Here is a 21,773-nt window from a genome sequence, read left to right as displayed (position 1 = left end):
TATAACTCATGAATTCTAGTATTTGGAAATCTCTTATAAAAGATTCTAATACGCTTAGCAAACCAGCGCAAGCAAAACAATTACTTTCAACTAAGGATGTCATAGAAATAAAGTTATTATTAATTAAAGTATTGAGGGATTTCTTTACTAAAGAAAACCTCCATATTGGTATGAAAACCTATATTAATAATGAACTTAGAAATGATTTTATTGAAAAAATGGCAGCTAATCCGCCTAATCTGGAGCATTCACTTGAAGATTGGTCTCAACAGATTTTTGATGACCAAAAATTCGGGATGATTCTCATAGGTTTAGAAGAATACAGTAATTCCTTTTCTGAAAAAGCGGCCACTATTGTACGTCCCTTATTGGAAAATGCAGGATTGCCACTTGATGGTTTATCTTTCCTTTTTTTTATGGGAAACTACGGTTTCACTCCATTTGGTATTCATAAAGAATCTACTGGAGAAGACGGAATTTTATTTCATTTAGGGCCGGAAATGAAGGAATTCTATACCTGGGATGATCCTAAATACAATTCAATCGAACATAATGCTAAAGTTTTCCATAATATTTCTGAAATGCTTCCAGAAGCTAAGGCTTATCAATTAGAACCTGGTGATGCCATGGTTATTCCGCATTCTGTCTATCATATTGGTAACACTCCAAAATTTTCTTTAAGCCTTGTATTGGATTATGTAAACCCTCCGAAAGATCGATTCGAAAATGCTTTATTGAAGAAAACCGCAGAAGAAGCCTTAGTAAATCAAGTTGAATATGAAAAACCCATAAAATTGGATTCTCCTCAATCTATTTTGAATGAGGTAATCGATTTAAATTCCATTCAGAAAAAAATGGAAATTACATTAGCTAGAAAAATATTAGGCTTAAAAAGTAACGGAGGGATTCGAAGAATATCAAATAAAATAAGTGCTAGAATACCTCAAAAGGAAAATTTTTCAATTAAAGGAAAAGAAATATTTCCAATTTATTTAGACGCAAAAGACTCCAAACAAACTATGATCTTCGCACGAGGTCATCGTATAGTTTTAAAAAAACATCCACTGTTACCACAATTGATTGATCAATTGAATGATGGCGAATATGTCACATTAGCCTCTATAAAACAATTCATGGAGCCAATATGGGATTTAGTTGAAGTTTATAATTTTATCCAGCAACTATTAATCGTAGAAGCAATCATAACAGCTGACATCAACAATAAAAAACTTGCCTAATCCGGATTTATAAATGGTAAAGAGATGTTTTAAAAGCTTATTCATAATCAAAATAGGTGTCTTGCCTTTTAAGCAATTATCAATTAGAGTAAAAAATCTTAGAGTCTTGAACATTCAGCGAGAGCAAACGTGTTGGGACTGTTAAATTTAGGAAACAGCTTTATAGACTTATCATTAGATCAAATTTTAAAAGAATAATTACATTTTAATCAATGGAACTACAAAAAGAAATAATTCGAATTACTTCAGAATATTTTAATGATCATCTTGATTACCAAAAACTATCTATAGCATCAAAAGAATATAAAAACCTTTTGAATGGGGTTTGTGGACAAAACATGGATGTTGAAAATGGAAGAAATGATATTGATCTTGATAATGGCAAGGCATTAGGCACTTTTTGGGCAGCTCTTTGTATAGATGATATGATTAGGACCAGACAATTTATTAGAGGGATAAATAAAGCCATTCAAGAAAAAATCAATCAACAAAAACCTCTTCATGTTCTATATGCGGGAACTGGTCCATTTGCTACTCTAATTCTCCCCTTTATTCTTAGGTATCCGAAAGAAGATATAAAGTATACATTATTAGAAATAAATCCATTGAGTTTTGAAATTCTTCAAGATGTAATTTTAAAATTAGGCCTAAAAGATTATAACATAAAATTGGTGAAAGAGGATGCTACTAAATATAACATAGACTCTGAAAATAAACCTGATATACTTATAAGCGAAACTATGCAAAACGCTTTAGCAAAAGAACAACAGGTTCCTATCTTTTTAAATTTGATGAATCAGGTAAATTACGATTCAGTATTTATTCCACAGAAAATAGAATTATCTATCGGACTCAAAAAAGAAGGAATTCCATTAGAGGAAAATCATCCTAAACCTTATGAAAAAGTAAGAAAAATATTTGATGTAAGTAAGGAAGAAATGTTCCCTTTAAGTACTGCAGAGAAAAAGACAAATGGAGAAATTTTATTCGATAAAAAAGAAACCATTATAGAAGGAAAAAAACTAAAAGGTTTTTCTCAATTAGTACTGATGACTGAAATACAAATATATGAAGATGAAAAAATTGGGATTGATGAAAGCGGATTAACTACTCCAATAATAATTAAAGATATTAGTGACTTAAAAGATTCGCTAAGCATTCATACACAATATAAAATTTCTTCTCATCCAGAACTTGAATATAAAATAACATAAACATAAGAAAGGGAATTTATCTTTTCCAAAAAACTTACATTGTAAATTTCTAAGGGGCAAGACTTGGCAGCGTTATAAGAAAATACGTTTTCACAATTTAAAACCTAGTGAGACAAGCCTCCGGAGATGTACTAAAACAATAAAAACGAGCTTCAAAGATAACCTTTGAAGCTCGTCTGCTAAGTAGTTAGATAGGTTAGTGAGTTTTTAAAACTCCCACCATTCCATATAAAAACCGGAAGCTACTACCACAATAGCCAATAAGATGAGAACAATAATTATAAAGGTAGCCCCAAATTTTGTTTTCTTATTGTCTTTTAAAATGTAATCTTCATGTTCCTGATTTTTTTTCGGATCTGTTGCCATATATTGATTTTGGTTGGTTACTTTAATATACAATTTACAAAAAAATTCTAAAAATTTATGCAGGCATCCAATATATAACTGCCAAAGTAATCATTACTACAATTGCCGTTACTACACTTGAAGTAATTTTTGACGTTTTTTCATTAACTTTTTTCTCTTCAGAAGTGTAAGTATTGTTGCTAATCATCCATTTTTTTTCCGAATTTAGAGATTAAATACTAAGTGTTTATTAATAAGTTCTTAAATCCTTAAATTTTAATATTACCTTAAGACTCCAACAGAAGCCCTTTAAACATCTAAAAATTGTTAAGTTTTTCTTAACAGGCTAGATTAATCCGGATTTTCTGTGGCTATTCCTATAGTTCTATGTAGTTTCGCAGCTTAATTGTGAATTAACTTATGTAGTTAATTTTCAGATTTTTAAAATTGAAAAACTAAGTTATGAGTCAAGTAAAAAACAATGACACTGTAAAAATTCATTATACTGGAAAACTGGAAGATGGTCAGGTTTTCGATAGTTCTATAGAAAGAGAGCCTATCGAGTTCACCATTGGCGGCGGTCAAATTATCCCAGGTCTTGAAAAAGGTTTGATTGATATGGAAGTAAATGAAAAGAAAACCATTCAAATACCACAAACCGAAGCTTATGGTGATATACAAAAAGAATTGTTTCAGGAAATCCCTAAAGATCAACTTCCTCAAGAAATTACTCCAGAAGTAGGTATGGGCTTAGTAGCTAAGAATCCTGATGGTTCTGAACGTCAACTTAGAGTTGCTGAAGTAAAAGAAGAATCAATCATCATCGATGCCAATCATCCACTTGCTGGAAAAGATTTAATTTTTGATGTAGAAGTAGTTGAGATAAAGTAATATTTTTTAATATTTCTCGTTTAATCACAGGTGGTTTTTTACTGCCTGTGATTTTTTTATTTATAGTGATATCAATTTTATCTATGTTTAAATTTGGAAAATCCAATTAAATATGTTATAATGAATTTAGATATCACTTACAAACAATAATTAGATAAATAATATGAGACAACTTAAAATTACCAAGCAGGTTACCAACAGAGAATCTAAGTCTTTAGATAAATACCTTCAAGACATTAGCAAGGTAGATTTAATTACTGCAGACGAGGAAGTTGAGTTGGCACAGCGCATTAGGGAAGGTGATCAACGCGCGTTAGAAAAACTAACTAATGCTAACCTTAGGTTTGTTGTTTCGGTAGCTAAACAATACCAAAATCAAGGTTTAAAATTACCTGATTTAATTAATGAAGGAAATGTAGGTTTGGTAAAAGCGGCTAAACGTTTTGATGAAACCCGTGGTTTTAAGTTTATTTCTTATGCAGTTTGGTGGATTAGACAATCTATTTTACAAGCCTTAGCAGAGCAATCCCGTGTAGTGAGATTACCGTTAAACAAGATTGGAGTAATCAATAAAATAAACAAAGCCTACTCTCAATTAGAGCAATCGCTAGAGCGACCTCCATCTGCTAATGAGGTGGCTAAAGAATTAGATATGCCTACCGCACAAGTAAAGACGGCGATGAAAAATTCTGGAAGACATCTTTCTATGGATGCTCCATTTAAAGAAGGCGAAAACGATTCTAATCTATATGATGTTTTAAGTTCTGGTGAATCTCCCAATCCTGATGACAATTTAATACAAGATTCATTAAGTATTGAGATTAATAGAGCTTTAGACACTCTATCTACCCGAGAAGCAGATGTAATTCGATTAAATTATGGTATTGGTAACCAACCGGCAATGACGCTTCAAGAAATTGGAGATACTTTTGATTTAAGTAGAGAGCGTGTAAGACAAATTAGGGAAAAAGGAATTAGACGTTTAAAGCATCAGTCTAAAAATAAGATCCTAAAAAAATATTTAGGTTAAAATTAAAAAGCGTGGAAAATTTTCCACGCTTTTTTTATGCATTAATTTATAAGAAATTACTTTTTGCTCACTTCTGTTAACCTGTTCATTTCTTGTTCCGATAAATTTACAGAAACAGCCTCATCAAAAGCTTTTAGATGGGATGATTTTGTTGCACTGGCAATAGGTGCCGTAACACCGGGACGGTTCATAATCCAAGCCAAAGCAACTCCTGCATTAGAAATTTGATGCGCCTCAGAAATTTCATCTAAAACACCTAAAACTTCCAAGCCTCTCCTATTCAAATATTTTTGTACAAAGCTTTTTCTTTTCTTCCCTTCAAAATCATCTTCTTTTCTATACTTTCCGGTAAGAAAACCACTCGCCAATGAAAAATAAGTAGTCACTCCAACATTATTTGCAGTACAAATAGTTTTAATTTCTCCCTCAAAATCATCGCGTTCCATTAAATTATATTGTTGCTGAAATACTTGATACTTCGGTAAATCTTTGGCTTTAGCAGCATCTAAAGAATCTTGCAAACGTTCAGCAGATAAATTAGAAGCTCCAATGTACCTTACTTTACCTTGATCTATTAATTTCTGGTAAGCTTCTAACGTTTCTTCCACTGGAGTTTTATCGTCATCCCAATGGGTATAATATAAATCGATATAATCGGTTTGAAGCCTTTTTAAAGAATCTTCAACGGCCGATAAAATATAAGATTTTGAAATATCTTTATGTCCTTGCCCCATATCAGACCCTACTTTGGTATGTAGGCTAATTCGATCTCTCACTCCTCTTTCTTTCATCCATTTTCCTAAAATAGTTTCAGATTCCCCTCCACTATTTCCCTCTGCCCAACGGGAGTAAACATCGGCAGTATCAATGGTATCGTAGCCTTTATCTAACAGCTCATCGAGCATCTTAAAAGATTCTTTTTCATCTAGGGTCCAACCAAAAACATTGCCTCCAAAAATAATAGGAGCGGTTTCTAGTTCTGTATTTCCTAATTTTTTCTTTTTCATCTTTATAGATTATTTTTGAGGTGGTTGTGCCGGTCTAATTTCAATTTTACTTGGTAAAGCGCGTTTATTCATTTTAAATAAATCGACCACTAATTCCCCTAAATCTTCAATTTGGATTTTCCAAGCTTGCTCATCTTTCTTCGCTTCAGGATCATTTCCATTAAAATGAGTTGAAACAGAACCAGGCATAATGGTAGAAACATTAATGCCATCTTGACGTAAATCTAACATGACCGATTGGGTAAAACCAGTTAATCCAAATTTACTAGCATTATAAGCTGCTCCTCCGGCGAAAAAGTTAGTTCCGGCCAAACTAGAAATGGTAATGAAATAACCTTTCGATTTTTTAAGTTCTTCCAAAGAAGATTTAATGGTATAAAATACTCCGGTTAAATTGGTATCTATAGTTTCCCTCCATTCTCTATCGGTAAGCTCTCCTATACTTCCAAAATGGCCTAAACCGGCATTTGCAATTACAAAATCTACTTGCCCAAATTCTTCTACGGTTCTTCTGATGGCTTCCTCTTGATCGATTAAATTTCTTACATCTGCTTTTAAACCTAAAGCTTTTGCGCTATCGGTTGTTAACTCATTAGCAGCATCTTCTGCCGATTGTAAAGAACGACTGGTAATAGCAACATTTACTCCTTCTTTTATTAAAGCTTCTGCAATTCCGTAGCCAATACCTTTGCTACCTCCGGTGATAAAGGCAGTTTTATTTTTAAGATTACTCATAGTTATTAGTTTTTATATTGAATGATTAAAGATATTATAGATTATACTTTTCATCGAGAATCTTGAAGGCTTTTGGAAGAATTTAACGTTCGTGAAATATGCTGTTAAACTTAATCAAATTAATTCTTCTTATTGCAAAATCTCTTGTACATTGAAATCTCAAAACCAACTAACTGCCTGAAAATGAAAAGTTCTACAAAAAAAATTGCAAAATTTGGCTTAGCTGCCAAAGGGGTCATCTATTTAATTTCCGGAATATTAACCTTACTAGCTGCCTTAAACATGGGAGGAGCCATGTCAGGAAAATTTCAAGTATTGGATTTCTTACAAAAACAACCGTTAGGAAATGTGATCTTAATTGTTTTAGCCTTAGGCCTTATCTCCTATTCTATTTGGCGATTTATTCAAAGTTTTAGCGACCCTGAAAATAACGGAAGTGATACCAAAGGAATAGTGAAGCGTATAGGTTTTGCGGTAAGTGCTATAATTTACTTGGTCGTCGCAGGAATTGCCGTTAAAAAAGTAATTTCCGGTTCTAGTAGTTCAGGTGGAAAAAATTATGTGGATATGTTTGGCCCAACAGTAGTTACTATTGCTTTTATAATAATTGGTTTAGCTTTGGCCGGAAAAGCTATTTTTCACTTTAAAAAAGCAGTTGATAAAAGATTTCTAAAAGAATTTTCTATAGACGGACTTAAATTTCATAAACTCGCCAAATACGCAGGTTATTTCGGGTATTATGCTAGGGCTATTGTGGTAGGAATTATTGCCTTTTTCTTTTTAAAAGCAGGCTTATATTCCGGACAAAATGAAATTAAAGGAACCAAAGAAGCATTTTCTTTCCTACAAGATTCTAGTTATGGCACAATTTTAATGGCTTTGGTTTCGGCAGGATTGGCAAGTTATGGTATTTTTGTCCTTTTATTGTCCAAATACAAAAAGTTTGACGACTAACTAATTAAGATATATGCTGAAAAAGTTTTTCAAAAACAAATGGGTGAAACGCCTACTCTATTTGTTTTTAATTTTAATAGTTGCTTTTGCAGGTTTCTACGGAAGTATTTACTTTGGGTTTTGGGGTAAAGTTCCCACCAAAAAAGAATTAAGTGAACTCAAACAAAGTCAAGCTACACAAGTTTTAGATAAAGATGGAAAACTCATCGGGAAGTATTATATTTTCGATAGACAATCGGTTTCCTATCAAGATTTCCCAAAACATTTAATCGATGCCTTGGTGGCTACCGAAGATGTTCGTTTTTATGAGCACGATGGGGTAGATAACCAAAGTTTGCTACGTGTATTTTTTAAAACCATTTTAATGTCTGATGAATCTTCCGGTGGCGGAAGTACCATCACTCTACAGCTGGCTAAAAATCTTTTCGGCAGAAAGAATTATGGTTCTTTGGGAATTGTGGTCAACAAAATTAGGGAAAGTATTGTTGCCAAACGCATGGAAGAAATCTATTCTAAAAAAGAAATCCTTAGACTTTACTTTAATACCGTTCCTTTTAGTGATAATACTTACGGAATTGAAAGCGCTTCGGTTAAGTTTTTCAATAAACATACGCGGGAACTAAGCTTGCCGGAAGCAGCAACCTTAGTTGGTTCTTTAAAAGCAAACCATAGTTACAATCCAAGATTATTCCCAGAAAGAAGTCAATTACGTCGGGATGTGGTTTTACAGCAAATGGTTAAATACAATTTTATTTCTGAAGCAAAAGCAAGTAAAGCCATGCAACAAAAGATTGCTTTAGACTATCAATATTATGCACCCAATCAAGGAGTAGCTCCTTATTTTCGAGCGCTTATTCAAAAAAAATTACAGCATTTAATCGATGAAAAAGATTTAAAAAAACCGGATGGTTCTGCTTATAATATTTATCGGGATGGTTTAAAAGTTCATACTACCTTAGATTTAATGATGCAAAAATATGCTGAAGAAGCAATGCGTTCACATATGGAGAAACTTCAGCAGCAATTTGAAAAAGCCTACGGAAAGAATGCTCCTTGGCTTACCAACAAGAAAATCATAGAAAGCAATAAGAAGAAGCTAAAACGCTACCAGCAATTAAAGAGTCAAGGTCTATCGGACCAACAAATTGAAGATAGTTTGACTCAAAAACGGGAAATGGAATTTTTTGAGTGGGATGAAAACAGCGTGGTTCAAGCTTCTACCCTAGATAGTTTACAACACTATTTAAAATTTTTAAATAGCGGGATGGTTTCTTTAGAACCTGCCACAGGAGCGGTAAGAACTTACATTGGCGGAATTGATTATCGCTATTTTAAATACGATCACGTAAGCCAAAGTAAACGACAAGTGGGTTCTACATTTAAACCTTTTGTTTATACCGCAGCCATTGAAAATGGTATGGCTCCCTGTACTTACTTTCCGGTAAAAGCAGTTACTTACACCGACGTTGATAATTGGACACCCAAGAACGCCGATGGCCTCAATGACCCTGATTTAAATTACTCGTTAGAAAAAGCCCTTAGTAATTCGGTAAATACCATTGCGGTAAAAGTATTAAATGAAGTAGGAATCGAAAAAGTGATTCAATTGGCTCATGATATGGGCATTAAAAGCGAGATTGAAGAAGTACCTTCCATAGCTTTAGGAACGGCAAATTTAGGTTTATTGGAATTAGCGAAGGCTTATACTTCTTTTGTAAATGAAAGTAAACCTTCTACTCCGTTTTTTATTACCAAAATAGAGGACAAAAATGGAAATCTAATTGCGGAATTTGAACCTGAAAATAAAGAGGAAAAACCTGTCTATAGTGATTATACGCGTCAAGTGATGTTGGAATTTATGAAAGCTACCATTAACGAAGGAACCGCTACGAGATTAAGAAACACCTATGGTTTAAGAAATGATATCGCTGGAAAAACAGGAACCACCCAAGATAATAAAGATGGTTGGTTTGTAGGGATTACGCCCCAATTGGTAACCGTAACTTGGGTAGGTAATGACGATCAGCGTATAGGGTTCAGCAGTACCGGAATCGGTCAAGGAGCTAACTCTGCCTTACCTATTTTTGGTGGTTTTATGCAAAAACTAAATACAGATGATGAGTTTAACAAAATCACTAATGCCCACTTTGAAAAACCCGACAGTAAGGTGATAAGCGATCTAGATTGTGAACGAACCAAAGAAGACGGTTTCTTTAAAAAATTATTTGGTGGTAATAAAGATGAAAAAGAATTTAAGAAAGAGAAAAAGAAAAAAGGCGGTATTTTCTCTTTCTTAAAAGGAAAAAAAGATAAAGAGTAGTAGCCTATAATAGCTAAATTCAAGTAACTATTATAAGCCAATTCTATCTTTAAAAAGTATTGGCGAGCCGAAGTTTACATTTTGGATTCGTTTCGGTACAAATTTTCGTGAAAATCTTCTATGAAGAATAGAGTTTTGAGAATGGGACCTATCTCCTATTCTCGATACATCTGTATTTCTAAAATCAGAAAATTAATATCTATTATCAGTTAAAACATCCATAACTGCCAAGTGGGATTGATTCAACAGTATCTAATCACAAAATAAAAAGGTTAATGTTCTGCATCAAACCTGCTCGTTCAACGGGCAGGCTCAGAAATGACGCTGATTACAAATTATTTATTCAAGACATTGAATAGAAAATCTCCTACATATTTATCGAAGTGAATCTTTAGCAGTTTGAGTGCTATCATTAGATTTCTCACTAATCACTACTTCTAAAATATTGGCTGGTTTCCATTCCCCTTCATTAGAAATAAAGGTTTTTCCATCGGGATCAAAAGTGATGCCTTCAGGTTGTGGGAAATCTGAAGGGTTAAAAATATAAAGACTTTTAGGCTGCCAATTACTTGATAAAATTAACAGCTTCCCTATTACTCCATCCAACATATAAATATCTCCTGTTTTAGGGTGAATATGAATCTCTGAAGTCCTAAAAATTTTTGGTGTCCCTGCACTTTCCAATCCCTCAAAAATAGGATCATCATAAAACAATTGGTAAATAGGCACATCGGTAAGTTGCTTAGAGCCTAGTTTAAATTCAAAAACAGGTTTAAATTTATCATCATCATCAGGTCCATTACTCTTAGCAGCCAGTAAGAGTCGATCTTTCTTTTTATCATAACAAAGTCCTTCAAAATCGTATTTAAAAGACATTTGGGTATCATATTTTTCAATTACAGGATTTTCTACCCGAATATCATCAATGCTAAATATTTTTCCGTCACTTCGCATGATATATGCTTTATTTCCTACCATGGCGACTCCTTCAAAATCATCATTTTCAGCAAATTTTATTCGCTTTTCAATTTGTTTGCTCACCAAATTGTAAATAAATAATTCACCTACTTCGTCTTGAATACAAGCTATCCGTTCTTTATCTATATAGTCAATCCCGGAAACTTCTTCCAGCACTCGGGGTAATTCCCATTTATTCGCAATTTTAATCTGTGCTGCATTGGTATATTCTATATAAAATTTATCGCGTGTAAACCAATAGATAATCCCTACAAACAGTAAGATTCCAACGGTAATGTAAAATGGCGGACTTTTAAAATAATCTTTCATAAGTGGCTGTACTATTTATATTTTTCAAATTTAAAGAAACTTGGTGAAGCCATTTTAATTGTTCTGAAATTAATTGTACTTCTTGCATCTTATTTCGTAAAGGCATGCTTATTTCATCTTGACCTTCTTCAAGTTCTTTTTCACGAATGGTATTTAGTTTTTCGTTTTCTTGATGTAAAAAGTTATCGGCATCTTTCAAGGTCATTTCTTCTTTAACTTCTAATTTCACTTTTTGGTTCAACTTCTGCATGGCCAGCTTTAAATTATTCAGAATATAACTTACATAAGTTTCAAAATAAATGGATGCTTCAGTAGTTTTATGGGTTCTTATAAAAGTTCCTAAACTGGCTAGAGAAGTTAAAAATGTATAATTAAGCACGGTATATCTGTATAGATAAGAGTACTGGCGTTGGTTGGATTTAGGTTCCTGTGAAGTGCGTTGAAAAGCTGCACTTAAATTACCCATAGCTAAAAAAGCTTCCTTCCTTGCCAATTTATAGGAATTAGATAACTTTTCTTTGTTATGGTAATAGGTGTCTATTTCTTTTAGGTAAGCTATATTTTTTTCAATAACGTTGGCAATGGTATTTTCTATTTCTAGGTGTTCCCAAGACGGAAATATAAACTTATTACCTAAAATTGCTAAAATCGCCCCGATAACCGTATCTACTACCCTAAATTGAATAACATGAATAGTGTTGGGTTGAATTAACGCGTACACAAAAACTACCATTAGGGTAATAAATATAGCAGCTCCTACATAGTTTTTTTGAAGCATTGAAAAAGCTAAAATTAAACTCAACACGGCACAAACAATATACACCCAAGGATTTTTAACAAGCAATACAATGCCAAGTGCTAATAAACCTCCTACAATGGTCCCTATAATTCTCTGCTTAGAGCGTTCTTTGGTAAGTCCGTAATTAGGTCGCATAATCACGACAATGGTCAATAAAATCCAATAAGAATTTTGAACATGAAAGAAATGACCAATTAAAATACCTACCATCATTAAAATAGCTAGGCGTAAACTGTGCCTAAAAATAGTTGACGACAAACTAAAATTCTCCTTTAAGATCCTAAAAGAATAATCGGTTGGGGTGATAAACTGTTCTATTTTCTTATACCCTAATTTAACGGTATTCTTTTCATTTATGGTTTCTAAAATCCTTTCTATCGATTGAATTTTTTCGTGCTGTTTTTTTTCATAATCCAGTAAATTTCGCATCAACAAAAGCATGGGACGGGACTCTGGATATGGTTCTGTTTTTTTATAGGTATCGATTAAGGCTTCAATCTCAGCTATTAAGTTCTTTGTGTTTTTGTTGAATTGAAGCTTTTTTCCATCTATAAATACTTCAGAAATATGCATAAGCCGATTACTCATTTCATTGATGAGATTTTTAAAAGCTTCTATAACTTCGGGAAATTCTTTCTGTAAATCATCTATCTTATTAAAATTAACAGGATGCGAAATACTTAGTTCCAGTATATCCACTAAGTCAATAAAAATTAAAATCTTTCGTCGGGAAGAGTTAGACCTACCCGAGCGTTTTCTATTTCCTATTAATCCTTCCCGTAAACTTTCATGCAAATCATTAATGGAGATTTGTAAATTAAACTGTTCTTTCAGTAAATCTTCCCGTTGATTTTTATCAGTAAGTTTCGCTCTAATGGCTAGAAATTTACTGGTTAGTTCAGCTGTTTCGCCCAGTAATAATTCGTCATGTTTTTCGGGCCTTAACCACCAATAAACGGTGGTAATAAAGATATACCAAAGTCCACCCAGCCCTATTAAAAGTGAATGCAATAGCATATTATCTCCTCCTAATTTTGCAAATCCCAGTACACAAGCAATTAATCCTGTAAAGGTGACCAAGGAAGCCCTAAAGCCATACACAGACAGGTAGGCGATACCAAAAATCACTACAAAATAAATAGGAAGTTCAATCCAAATACTAAAGTTTAAGAACCCTCCAAGTAATGTCACGCTCACTCCCAAAAACACGGCGGTAAGCATTCCTAAAAGGCGATGTTTTAGATTTCCCGGCACATCACTGGGAGCCACTAAAAAAGCACCCATCGCCAAACTTATTCCTAAGGGTAAAACATCAAAATAATAAGCTACCGAAATTTTAAGAACCATATCCAGCGCCAATACCATTCCTTTAGAAAAGTCGGTACCTAAGATATACCTAGAAAAATTAGTTTTAAGTTGTTGTATATTCATTAATGATCCTTGCCGGTTTTAGGCAAAGTTATTTAAACCTATTTATTTTAAAGTTCCTTTAAGAATAGTTTATAAGGTATATTCAATTGTTCTTGGCGATACAAAATTTCAAATGTACTTTTGCAAAAATTTATTTGCTTACATGGACGTTAATTCTATTACACATTATTTCTATAAAGTTTTTGTTGAGCTAGGTTGGGATAAAAGTACTGCTAAGCTTATCAATGTAATTTTCAATACCACGATTATATTGATAGCTACTTATATTTTCAATAGAATTTTGCGAAATATATTTAAGCGTATTCTCGGGGTTATTGCTAGGAAAACCATTAGTCAATTTGATGACCATTTATACCATAATAAAGTATTTCTAAACTTTTGCCACTTACTTTCTGTATTTATTTTAAAATGGGTTATCCCTTTTATATTTAGGGATTATCCGGATACAAAAGATGAAATAGATACTTTTTTAGATATTGTCACTGTCTTTTTAGTTATTTGGTTTATCAGAAGTATTCTCCTCACGCTAAAAGATTTTTTAAACACGTTGGAAAACTTTAAAGATAAACCTATAGAAAGTTACCTTCAGGTATTTTTAATTTTCTCTTGGGCCATTGGTTTTATTATTGTTTTCACCATTCTCACGGGTAAATCTATTGTTGAATTTTTAACGGCTTTAGGAGCGGTTTCTGCCATTATTTTATTAATTTTTAAAGATACCCTCTTAGGCTTTGTAGCTAGTATTCAAGTGACGGTAAACGATACGGTTAGAATTGGAGATTGGATTACCATGGAAAAATATGGTGCCGATGGTGATGTGATCGAAATTAATTTAGCTTCGGTAAAAGTGAGAAACTTCGATAATACCATTACTACTATTCCTACCTATTATTTAATTTCTGATTCTTTTAAAAACTGGCGTGGCATGAGTGTTTCGGGAGGAAGAAGGATTAAAAGAGCCTTGCTGATACAAGCTACCAGCATTCATTATGTAAATGATGAAGAATTAGAAAAATTTAAGAAATACCAATTAATTACCGATTATATAGAAAAACGTCAAGCCGATATAAACGACTATAATAAGCAACACGAAATCAATAAAGAAATTTTAATGAATGGTAGAAATATGACCAACTTCGGAATTTTCAGAAAATACGTAGATGCTTATCTCAATCAACATTCGGCCATCAATAAAGATATGATGACTATGACCCGGCAGCTAGAACCAACTTCGCAAGGAATTCCGTTAGAAATCTACGCCTTTAGTAAAGATAAGGTTTGGAAAAACTATGAACATATTATCGCCGATATTTTTGATCATTTATTAGCGGCGACACCTTATTTCAACTTAGAATTGTATGAGTTACCTACCGGATACGATTTTAGGGAGTTAAACAAAATAAACCCTACTTATAAAAATTAACTTATTAACTAATTCTTACCACTTATTTATTGGTAAGAGCCACAGATACCCTTATTTTAGCCACCAATGAAAAACAAACGCCCCGGAAATAGAAAACCTAGGTGGAAACTGCTTCACCAGTATTATTCTTATACTGGCTTTTATACTTTTGTAGGTAAAAGCCTTGTAAAAGCGGCTATTCCTATTTTACTGTTTATAGTAGCGCTTTTATGTATCCATTTTTTTGTGATTGATATTAATGATGTATTGATTTATATCACCGATAATTTTCCGCCGCTTGGTGTGTTTTCGGTTTTCTTTGCTTCAGAATCAATTTTAGGATTAATACCTCCAGAAATATTTATTGCATGGTCCGGTAAATCGGCTCACCCCAATCTATTTTTATTTTTATTAGCAACTTTATCGTATTGCGGTGGAATCATTTCTTATTTCCTAGGAAGAGGGATTGCTAGTATCCCCTCGGTATTTGTCTATTTGGAAGTGAAAATGGCGAAACACATTAAAAATATGCGTAAATGGGGAGGCTTTTTAATTGTAGTAGGAGCATTATTACCGGTTCCTTTTGCAGTATCCAGTATCGCTGCGGGAATCATTAAATTCCCTTTTGGTAGTTATTTATTATTTGGATTATTACGTTTTTTACGTTTCTTTCTATATGGTATTGCCATATTTGGAGTTCTTTAATTATTTACAGAAAATTTACCACATAAAAAAATCCTCTCAACTTGAGAGGATTTTTCATATTTAATAGTATTTATTTCTTTTAAAGCCTTGTAATCTTTGCTCCAATAGCTTTTAATCTTCCATCTATATTTTCATAACCACGATCTATCTGCTCGATGTTATGAATGGTTGAAGTCCCTTTTGCAGAAAGTGCAGCAATTAATAGAGAAATACCGGCACGAATATCAGGACTCGTCATTGTCGTGGCTTTTAATTGAGACTCGAAATTATGACCGATTACCGTAGCTCGGTGAGGATCACAAAGTATAATCTTTGCTCCCATATCTATTAACTTATCGACAAAGAACAACCTACTTTCAAACATTTTTTGATGAATAAGTACACTTCCTTTAGCTTGTGTTGCTACTACCAACATAATACTTAGCAAATCTGGAGTGAAACCAGGCCAAGGAGCATCACTAATATTCATAATAGAACCATCGATAAAGCTCTGTACTTCATAACCGTCTTTATGAGCAGGAATATAGATATCATCTCCTTTCTTTTCAATGGTAATCCCAAGCTTTCTAAAAGTAGTAGGAATTAAGCCTAAATTATCCCAGCTTACATTTTTAATGGTTAATTCACTTTTGGTCATAGCTGCCAATCCAATCCAAGATCCAATCTCCACCATATCTGGTAAAACAGTATGCGTACAACCATTTAATTTTTCAACACCGGTAATCTTCAACAAATTAGAACCAATCCCTTGTATATTAGCTCCCATAGAAACTAACATTTTACATAATTGCTGTAAATAAGGTTCACAAGCAGCATTATAGATAGTGGTTTCACCTTTAGCAAGTACAGCAGCCATCACAATATTGGCAGTTCCGGTAACCGATGCTTCTTCTAAAAGCATATAAGTTCCTTTTAAACCATTTGGTGCTTCCACGCCATAAAAACGTTCTTCCTTATTGTACCTGAATTTAGCTCCTAATTTTATAAAACCGTCAAAATGCGTGTCTAATCTTCTTCTTCCTATTTTATCACCCCCGGGACGTGGAATGTAGCCTTTACCAAAGCGTCCTAAAAGTGGTCCAACAATCATAATCGAACCTCTTAAACCGCTTCCTTCTTCCTTAAACTGTTCGCTTTCTAGGTATTCCAGGTTAAGCTCATCACTTTTAAAACTGTAACTCCCTTTACCCAGCTTTTGAATTTTCACTCCCAAATTGCTCAAGATATCAATCAGTTTATTCACATCTCTGATATCTGGAATATTATTAATCTTTACCGTTTCATCGGTTAGCAAAACCGCACAAAGAATTTGAAGAGCTTCATTTTTTGCGCCTTGTGGTTGGATTTCTCCTTGTAAAGGCTGCCCTCCTTCAATTTTAAATGTTGCCATAAATAGTGTAGGTTCTAAAAAAGGTTACTTAGTATCTTTTACGATGTTTCTTTTTAGACTTATTGTTGTTATTATTGCTGCTGTGTCGCTTTTTTGAACGTAGCAAATTAGAAGCTTCGGTAAGGTCTTCGTCTTTTTTATTAAGATTAATTTTACCGTCACTTAATTCATATAAATGATCAAAAATTGCGGTATCTTCTACCGTATCTTTGTTCCAATTAAGGTAACATTTTTTCATATGATTGGCGATGGTAAATATTAATCCCTCTTTTAAATCACCATCTTCCATTTTTATAGCTTCATCTATCATTCGCTTAATATTATTTCCGTAGAAACGATATTTGGGATGATTTTGAGGATAAGCCATCGGCTCTGGGGATTCTTGTAATTTCTCTCTAGAAGGTTTTGGGAAAGGTGATTCTACATCTAATTTAAAATCACTTATAATAAAAAGCTGATCCCATAGTTTATGCTGAAAATCGGGCACATCTCTAAGATGAGGATTTAAATTTCCCATTACGGCGATAACCGAATTAGCTACCTCATTGCGTTCTTTATCATCTTCAATAGAAACAGCATATTCTACCATTTTCTGTATATGACGCCCGTATTCAGGTATAATTAGTTTACTTCTTTCGGAGTTGTATTCTAAATTGTATATCAAAATTGAAATTATTTATCTTAGTTAATTGGAAATAATTAACCTTTGGTTGCAAAATAATAAATATTATTGAAGCTTTTTAAAATTTTTACTGATTAAATTTAGGTTAAAGCGAAATTACCCCTTCTACCTTCTCTCCTACTTCTTTATACTTTTCTATTACTTGATCGGGATCTTTCATTTTCACGTTAACCGAAATACTCGTGTAAGTTCCTTTAGAAGAGGCTTTGGTATTGATAACCGCTCCCATATTATCAAAAATATTTTCTACTTCAGCTATTTTCTGGCTAGAAGAAGGAACAATAAATTTATATAAATATTCACTGGGCCAAAGCGAAGTATCTTCTAATTTTTCACGCAATTTTTTATAAAACTCTTCTGGATTCTGTTTTTCTGACATAAATTATTTTCTTTTTCAGTTACAAAGATACGCTTATTACACTATTTTTTTAAATTGCCTTTCCATTAAAAGTTATTGAATGCAAAAACATGCAAAAATTGTTATTTTAGGTGGACCCGGAACCGGGAAAACAAGTGTTTTAAATGAACTAGCTAAAAGAGGCTATCACTGTTTGCCGGAAGTTTCGCGAGAAATTATTCAACAAGCACAAAAAGAAGGGATTGAACAATTATTTTTAACCCAACCTTTATTGTTTAGTGAAAAATTACTGGAAGGAAGAATCAGACAATTTCACGAGGCAGAAGAAATTAGCGCTCCGGTTTTTATAGATCGAGGTATTCCCGATGTCACTGCTTATATGGATTTTAAAAAAGAAAAATACCCGGATTCGTTTATAGAAGCCAATAAAAATTATAAATACGATCAAGCTTTTATCTTACCCATTTGGGATGAAATTTATGAGTCAGATACCGAGCGTTATGAAAATCTTCAGCAAGCAAAAGACATTGAGAAACATTTAATGAACACCTATGAAGATTTAGGATACCAATTAATTGAAGTCCCTAAACTAAGTATCGCACAACGAGCAGATTTTATTATTGATAACTTAAACCAATAAATCCATAACACAAGCCCAAGAAATATTACAAAAATATTGGGGTTTTCCTCAATTTAGAACTGCCCAGGCAGAAGTAATTCAAGAAATTCTTGACCATCAAGATGTAATTGCTCTCTTACCTACCGGCGGCGGAAAATCTATTTGCTTTCAAGTTCCCGCTTTGATGCAAGAAGGAATTTGCGTGGTTATTTCACCACTCATTGCCTTAATGCAAGACCAAGTAAATAACCTTCAAGAAAAAGGGATTCCTGCACTCATGTTAAAAGGAGGAATTTCTTATACCGAATTAGACCAAACTCTAGATAACTGCATCTTCGGAAAATATAAGTTCTTATACCTATCCCCCGAACGTCTCAACCAAGAATTGGTACAAGAGCGTATGAAACAAATGAACGTAAGTTTTTTAGTGGTAGACGAAGCGCATTGTATTTCTGAATGGGGACACGATTTTAGACCGGCCTATCAAAAAATTAGCGATTTTAAAAATTTAAAACCGAAAGTAAAAACCATTGCATTAACAGCTACTGCTACTCAAAAAGTGGTTAAAGATATTCAGAAGTTTTTAGAAATTCCGGAAGCTAAAATTATCAAGCAAAGTTTTAATCGGGAAAATATTTCCCTGTTAACCGAAAAGTTTGAAGACAAAAATTATAAGTTACTTCAGTTTTTTCAGCAAAATTCAGGTTCTACCATTATCTATGTAAGAAATAGAAGTGCCACCGAAGAACTGAGTAATTTTTTACAATCTCACAATATTCAAGCAGCAGCGTTCCATGGAGGACTCAATAACCAGGTGAAAGAACAATTGCTGAAAAATTGGCTTTCAGAAAAAATACAGGTAATGATTGCTACTACGGCTTTTGGGATGGGAATCGATAAAGCAAATGTGCGGAATATTATCCATTACCATTTACCGGAAAGTTTAGAGAGCTTTTACCAAGAAGCCGGTCGTGCAGGAAGAGACGGCCATGAAGCTAAAGCTTTGCTCTTGTACCAAGAAGCCGATGTGTTGCGCTTAAAAAATCAGTTTTTAAAAATTCTACCTACGGTAGAAGATGTGCGATGGATCTACAAAAAAATAAATTCCTATTTTTCCATTGCTTTTGGTGAAGGGTCAGAACAATTGTATAATTTTAATTTTATTGAATTTTGTAAGACCTATGAACTGCATCCCGGTAAAACCTATCAAGTATTACAATTACTGGATCGCGCAGGAATTTTTAATTTTAAAAAAGAATACCATCAACGTTTAGAAGTAACTTTTAAAGTGAGTCCCAAACAAGTCGATTATTTTTCAGCAGAAAACCAAAAGTACTTTCCATTGTTACAGGTGCTCACTAGAAATTATTCCGGCATTTTTGAAAACTTCGTTCACATCAACAAAAAAGATTTACAGTATAAAAGTGCTTTAAGTTCAAAAGAAACTCAGGTATATCTTCAGCAATTAAAAGATCAAGAAATTATAGACTTGCGCACCGTTAATCAAGATACTTCTTTATTTATGTTGAAACCCAGGGAAGATTTTGCGACCATAAATCCGTTAATCCCTTATATTCAGCAACAATACAAAAACAAAGCAGCCAAAGTAAATAGCGTCATCAATTATATTGAAAATAATGAGGTTTGTAAAATGGTGCAACTCCTCTCCTATTTTGGTGAAACGGAAATAAAGCCCTGCGGAAAATGTAGCGTTTGCCTAACTAGAAAAACTTCAGAAAAAATCAATAAAAAAGAAATTGCAACGCACATCTTAAGTTTAATCAAAAACAATGCGCTTACTTCCAGAGAATTGTTATCGAAAACGAATTACAGAGAAAGCCTTGTTCTTGAAATTTTACAGTTATTGGAACAAAAAAATATCATCTATTTAAGCCCTAAAAAAACATATTTTATAAAATGAGAGACCTACGCATACTATTTATGGGAACGCCAGATTTTGCCGTGACCATTCTAGAGAAAATGATCAGCGAAAACTATCAAGTAGTGGGTGTAGTCACTGCTCCCGATAAACCAGCCGGAAGAGGGCAAAAATTGCGTGAATCGGCGGTTAAAACAGCTGCACTTGCTCATGAATTAGAAGTGTTGCAACCTACTAATTTAAAATCTGATGAGTTTCAATCAGATTTAGAAAGGCTCAACCCTAATTTAATTATAGTAGTTGCCTTTAGAATGTTGCCCAAGAAAGTTTGGGATTTCCCGGAATTAGGTACATTTAATTTACACGCTTCCCTTTTACCGCAATATCGCGGAGCGGCCCCAATTAATTGGGCTATAATCAACGGTGAAGAAAAAACGGGGGTGACTACTTTTTTTATCGATGATAAAATTGATACCGGCGAAATTATTTTAAGTCGGGAATTACCTATCCAGGAAAATGAAAATGCAGGGGCGTTACACGACAAGCTCATGCATTTGGGAGCAGATACCGTGGTGGAAACACTAGCCTTAATTAAAGCTGAAACTATTTCTACCCAAAAACAAACTACCGAAGGAGATCTAAAGACAGCTTATAAATTAAACAATGAAAACACCAAAATAGACTGGAGCAAACCCACCAAAGAAATCTACAACCTCATAAGAGGTTTGAGTCCGTATCCTGTTGCTTGGACCTATATGGATAATGGTGATAAAGAATTAAGGTGCAAAGTATATGCTGCGCAATATACCATCGAAGAACATTTGGAAAGTATTGGTTATATAAAAGAGGAAAACAAATCTTTAAAAGTTGCCACGAATGATGGTTTTATTTTAATTGAAGAAATTCAGCTTCCCGGAAAACGGAAAATGAAAACCAACGAACTTTTGAATGGTTTTCAATTAAAAGCGAATGCAAAAATGTTATAAACCCTTATCAATACTGATAATAAGCAAAAATTAAATAAAACAAACAACTTTTATCAACAATTCACCAAAGTTATCAACAAATATATGCATTTCCCTTGCTATTGCTTGCATAGATAAGAATTCCGTATAAATTTGTAGATGAATACAATAAATGTTTAACCAACAATTAGTTTAAATTGAAAATTATGAACAAAACGAATTTAATTGATGCAATGGCAGAAGACGCAGGAATCTCTAAAGCTGCCGCTAAAAAAGCATTAGAATCTTTTTTAGGAAATGTAGAAGGATCTCTTAAAAAAGGTGACAGAGTTTCTCTAGTAGGATTCGGATCTTGGGCTGTATCTAAAAGAGCTGCTCGTGAAGGTAGAAACCCACAAACTGGAAAAACTATCAAAATCGCTGCTAAAAATGTAGTAAAGTTTAAAGCTGGATCTGACTTACAAAAAGCAGTTAATTAAACTTCTATGAATTAACTGTTTAATTCATAAAGACATTAAAAGC

At 33.4% G+C, this 21,773-nt stretch carries 20 protein-coding genes; 12 read left to right on the top strand and 8 right to left on the bottom strand.

The window, feature by feature from the left end; all coding sequences use genetic code 11:
• The first annotated feature begins 8 nt into the window (after positions 1-8).
• The gene (locus FVB9532_RS11160; RefSeq protein WP_150545256.1) at positions 9-1,238 is read left to right on the top strand and encodes an RNA methylase; all 1,230 of its coding nucleotides are present in this window, start codon (positions 9-11) and stop codon (positions 1,236-1,238) included.
• Between the two features lie 212 nt (positions 1,239-1,450).
• A complete protein-coding gene (locus FVB9532_RS11155) occupies positions 1,451-2,452 on the top strand; it encodes an SAM-dependent methyltransferase (protein WP_150545255.1) in 1,002 nt (333 codons plus the stop codon).
• A gap of 207 nt (positions 2,453-2,659) precedes the next feature.
• Here FVB9532_RS11155 and FVB9532_RS19495 read toward each other — a convergent pair whose 3' ends face one another.
• On the bottom strand, positions 2,660-2,818 hold the full coding sequence (locus tag FVB9532_RS19495; protein ID WP_194716539.1) for a hypothetical protein: 159 nt from the start codon (positions 2,816-2,818) through the stop codon (positions 2,660-2,662).
• Between the two features lie 441 nt (positions 2,819-3,259).
• Between FVB9532_RS19495 and FVB9532_RS11150 the strand changes: the two genes are divergently transcribed.
• Both FVB9532_RS11150 and FVB9532_RS11145 read left to right on the top strand, forming a co-directional pair.
• Positions 3,260-3,688 carry an FKBP-type peptidyl-prolyl cis-trans isomerase gene (locus FVB9532_RS11150; RefSeq protein ID WP_150545254.1) on the top strand — a complete coding sequence of 143 codons (429 nt, stop codon included), beginning with the start codon at positions 3,260-3,262 and terminating at the stop codon, positions 3,686-3,688.
• A 163-nt stretch (positions 3,689-3,851) separates the two neighbouring features.
• Positions 3,852-4,718, top strand: a complete 867-nt coding sequence (locus tag FVB9532_RS11145; RefSeq protein ID WP_150545253.1) for a sigma-70 family RNA polymerase sigma factor — start codon at positions 3,852-3,854, stop codon at positions 4,716-4,718.
• 56 nt (positions 4,719-4,774) lie between these two features.
• Here FVB9532_RS11145 and FVB9532_RS11140 read toward each other — a convergent pair whose 3' ends face one another.
• Together FVB9532_RS11140 and FVB9532_RS11135 are read right to left on the bottom strand one after the other, a co-directional pair.
• Positions 4,775-5,725, bottom strand: a complete 951-nt coding sequence (locus FVB9532_RS11140; protein ID WP_150545252.1) for an aldo/keto reductase — start codon at positions 5,723-5,725, stop codon at positions 4,775-4,777.
• A gap of 9 nt (positions 5,726-5,734) precedes the next feature.
• Complete coding sequence (locus FVB9532_RS11135) at positions 5,735-6,460, bottom strand: SDR family oxidoreductase (protein WP_150545251.1); 726 nt, start codon at positions 6,458-6,460, stop codon at positions 5,735-5,737.
• Between the two features lie 183 nt (positions 6,461-6,643).
• Between FVB9532_RS11135 and FVB9532_RS11130 the strand changes: the two genes are divergently transcribed.
• Complete coding sequence (locus FVB9532_RS11130) at positions 6,644-7,414, top strand: DUF1206 domain-containing protein (RefSeq protein ID WP_150545250.1); 771 nt, start codon at positions 6,644-6,646, stop codon at positions 7,412-7,414.
• Positions 7,415-7,427: 13 nt separating this feature from the next.
• A complete protein-coding gene (locus FVB9532_RS11125) occupies positions 7,428-9,734 on the top strand; it encodes a transglycosylase domain-containing protein (protein ID WP_150545249.1) in 2,307 nt (768 codons plus the stop codon).
• 375 nt (positions 9,735-10,109) lie between these two features.
• Here the strand turns inward: FVB9532_RS11125 and FVB9532_RS11120 are convergent, their stop codons facing one another.
• The gene (locus tag FVB9532_RS11120; RefSeq protein ID WP_150545248.1) at positions 10,110-11,021 is read right to left on the bottom strand and encodes a YjiK family protein; all 912 of its coding nucleotides are present in this window, start codon (positions 11,019-11,021) and stop codon (positions 10,110-10,112) included.
• Positions 11,005-13,251: an FUSC family protein gene (locus FVB9532_RS11115; protein ID WP_150545247.1), complete on the bottom strand. Its 2,247-nt coding sequence runs from the start codon at positions 13,249-13,251 to the stop codon at positions 11,005-11,007. Before FVB9532_RS11115 ends, FVB9532_RS11120 begins: the two co-directional genes overlap by 17 nt.
• Positions 13,252-13,393: 142 nt before the next feature.
• Here FVB9532_RS11115 and FVB9532_RS11110 point away from each other — a divergent pair, with 142 nt between their 5' ends.
• Together FVB9532_RS11110 and FVB9532_RS11105 are read left to right on the top strand one after the other, a co-directional pair.
• Entirely contained in the window at positions 13,394-14,674 is a 1,281-nt protein-coding gene (locus tag FVB9532_RS11110; RefSeq protein WP_150545246.1) for a mechanosensitive ion channel family protein, read from the top strand.
• A gap of 66 nt (positions 14,675-14,740) precedes the next feature.
• A complete protein-coding gene (locus tag FVB9532_RS11105; protein WP_150545245.1) occupies positions 14,741-15,358 on the top strand; it encodes a YqaA family protein in 618 nt (205 codons plus the stop codon).
• Between the two features lie 79 nt (positions 15,359-15,437).
• Here the strand turns inward: FVB9532_RS11105 and murA are convergent, their stop codons facing one another.
• The 3 genes from murA to FVB9532_RS11090 all read right to left on the bottom strand — a co-directional run bounded on the left by murA (position 15,438) and on the right by FVB9532_RS11090 (position 17,809).
• Positions 15,438-16,748 (bottom strand): UDP-N-acetylglucosamine 1-carboxyvinyltransferase, encoded by a 1,311-nt coding sequence (gene murA, locus FVB9532_RS11100; RefSeq protein WP_150545244.1) that lies wholly within the window; start codon positions 16,746-16,748, stop codon positions 15,438-15,440.
• Between the two features lie 28 nt (positions 16,749-16,776).
• Positions 16,777-17,412: a DUF4290 domain-containing protein gene (locus FVB9532_RS11095; RefSeq protein ID WP_150545243.1), complete on the bottom strand. Its 636-nt coding sequence runs from the start codon at positions 17,410-17,412 to the stop codon at positions 16,777-16,779.
• Between the two features lie 103 nt (positions 17,413-17,515).
• Positions 17,516-17,809: a DUF493 family protein gene (locus tag FVB9532_RS11090; protein WP_150545242.1), complete on the bottom strand. Its 294-nt coding sequence runs from the start codon at positions 17,807-17,809 to the stop codon at positions 17,516-17,518.
• A 79-nt stretch (positions 17,810-17,888) separates the two neighbouring features.
• Between FVB9532_RS11090 and FVB9532_RS11085 the strand changes: the two genes are divergently transcribed.
• From FVB9532_RS11085 to FVB9532_RS11070, 4 genes are all read left to right on the top strand, one after another.
• Positions 17,889-18,428, top strand: coding sequence for an AAA family ATPase (locus tag FVB9532_RS11085; protein WP_150545241.1), 540 nt, complete (start codon positions 17,889-17,891; stop codon positions 18,426-18,428).
• 4 nt (positions 18,429-18,432) lie between these two features.
• Positions 18,433-20,328, top strand: a complete 1,896-nt coding sequence (locus FVB9532_RS11080; protein WP_150545240.1) for a RecQ family ATP-dependent DNA helicase — start codon at positions 18,433-18,435, stop codon at positions 20,326-20,328.
• Positions 20,325-21,272, top strand: coding sequence for a methionyl-tRNA formyltransferase (gene fmt / locus FVB9532_RS11075; protein ID WP_150545239.1), 948 nt, complete (start codon positions 20,325-20,327; stop codon positions 21,270-21,272). Before FVB9532_RS11080 ends, fmt begins: the two co-directional genes overlap by 4 nt.
• A 185-nt stretch (positions 21,273-21,457) precedes the next feature.
• Positions 21,458-21,730, top strand: coding sequence for an HU family DNA-binding protein (locus FVB9532_RS11070; RefSeq protein WP_150545238.1), 273 nt, complete (start codon positions 21,458-21,460; stop codon positions 21,728-21,730).
• Positions 21,731-21,773 lie beyond the last annotated feature (43 nt).

Source organism: Mesonia oceanica, from assembly GCF_902499555.1.
Lineage (GTDB): Bacteria > Bacteroidota > Bacteroidia > Flavobacteriales > Flavobacteriaceae > Mesonia > Mesonia oceanica.
This window is presented reverse-complemented; position numbering and strand designations above follow the sequence as displayed.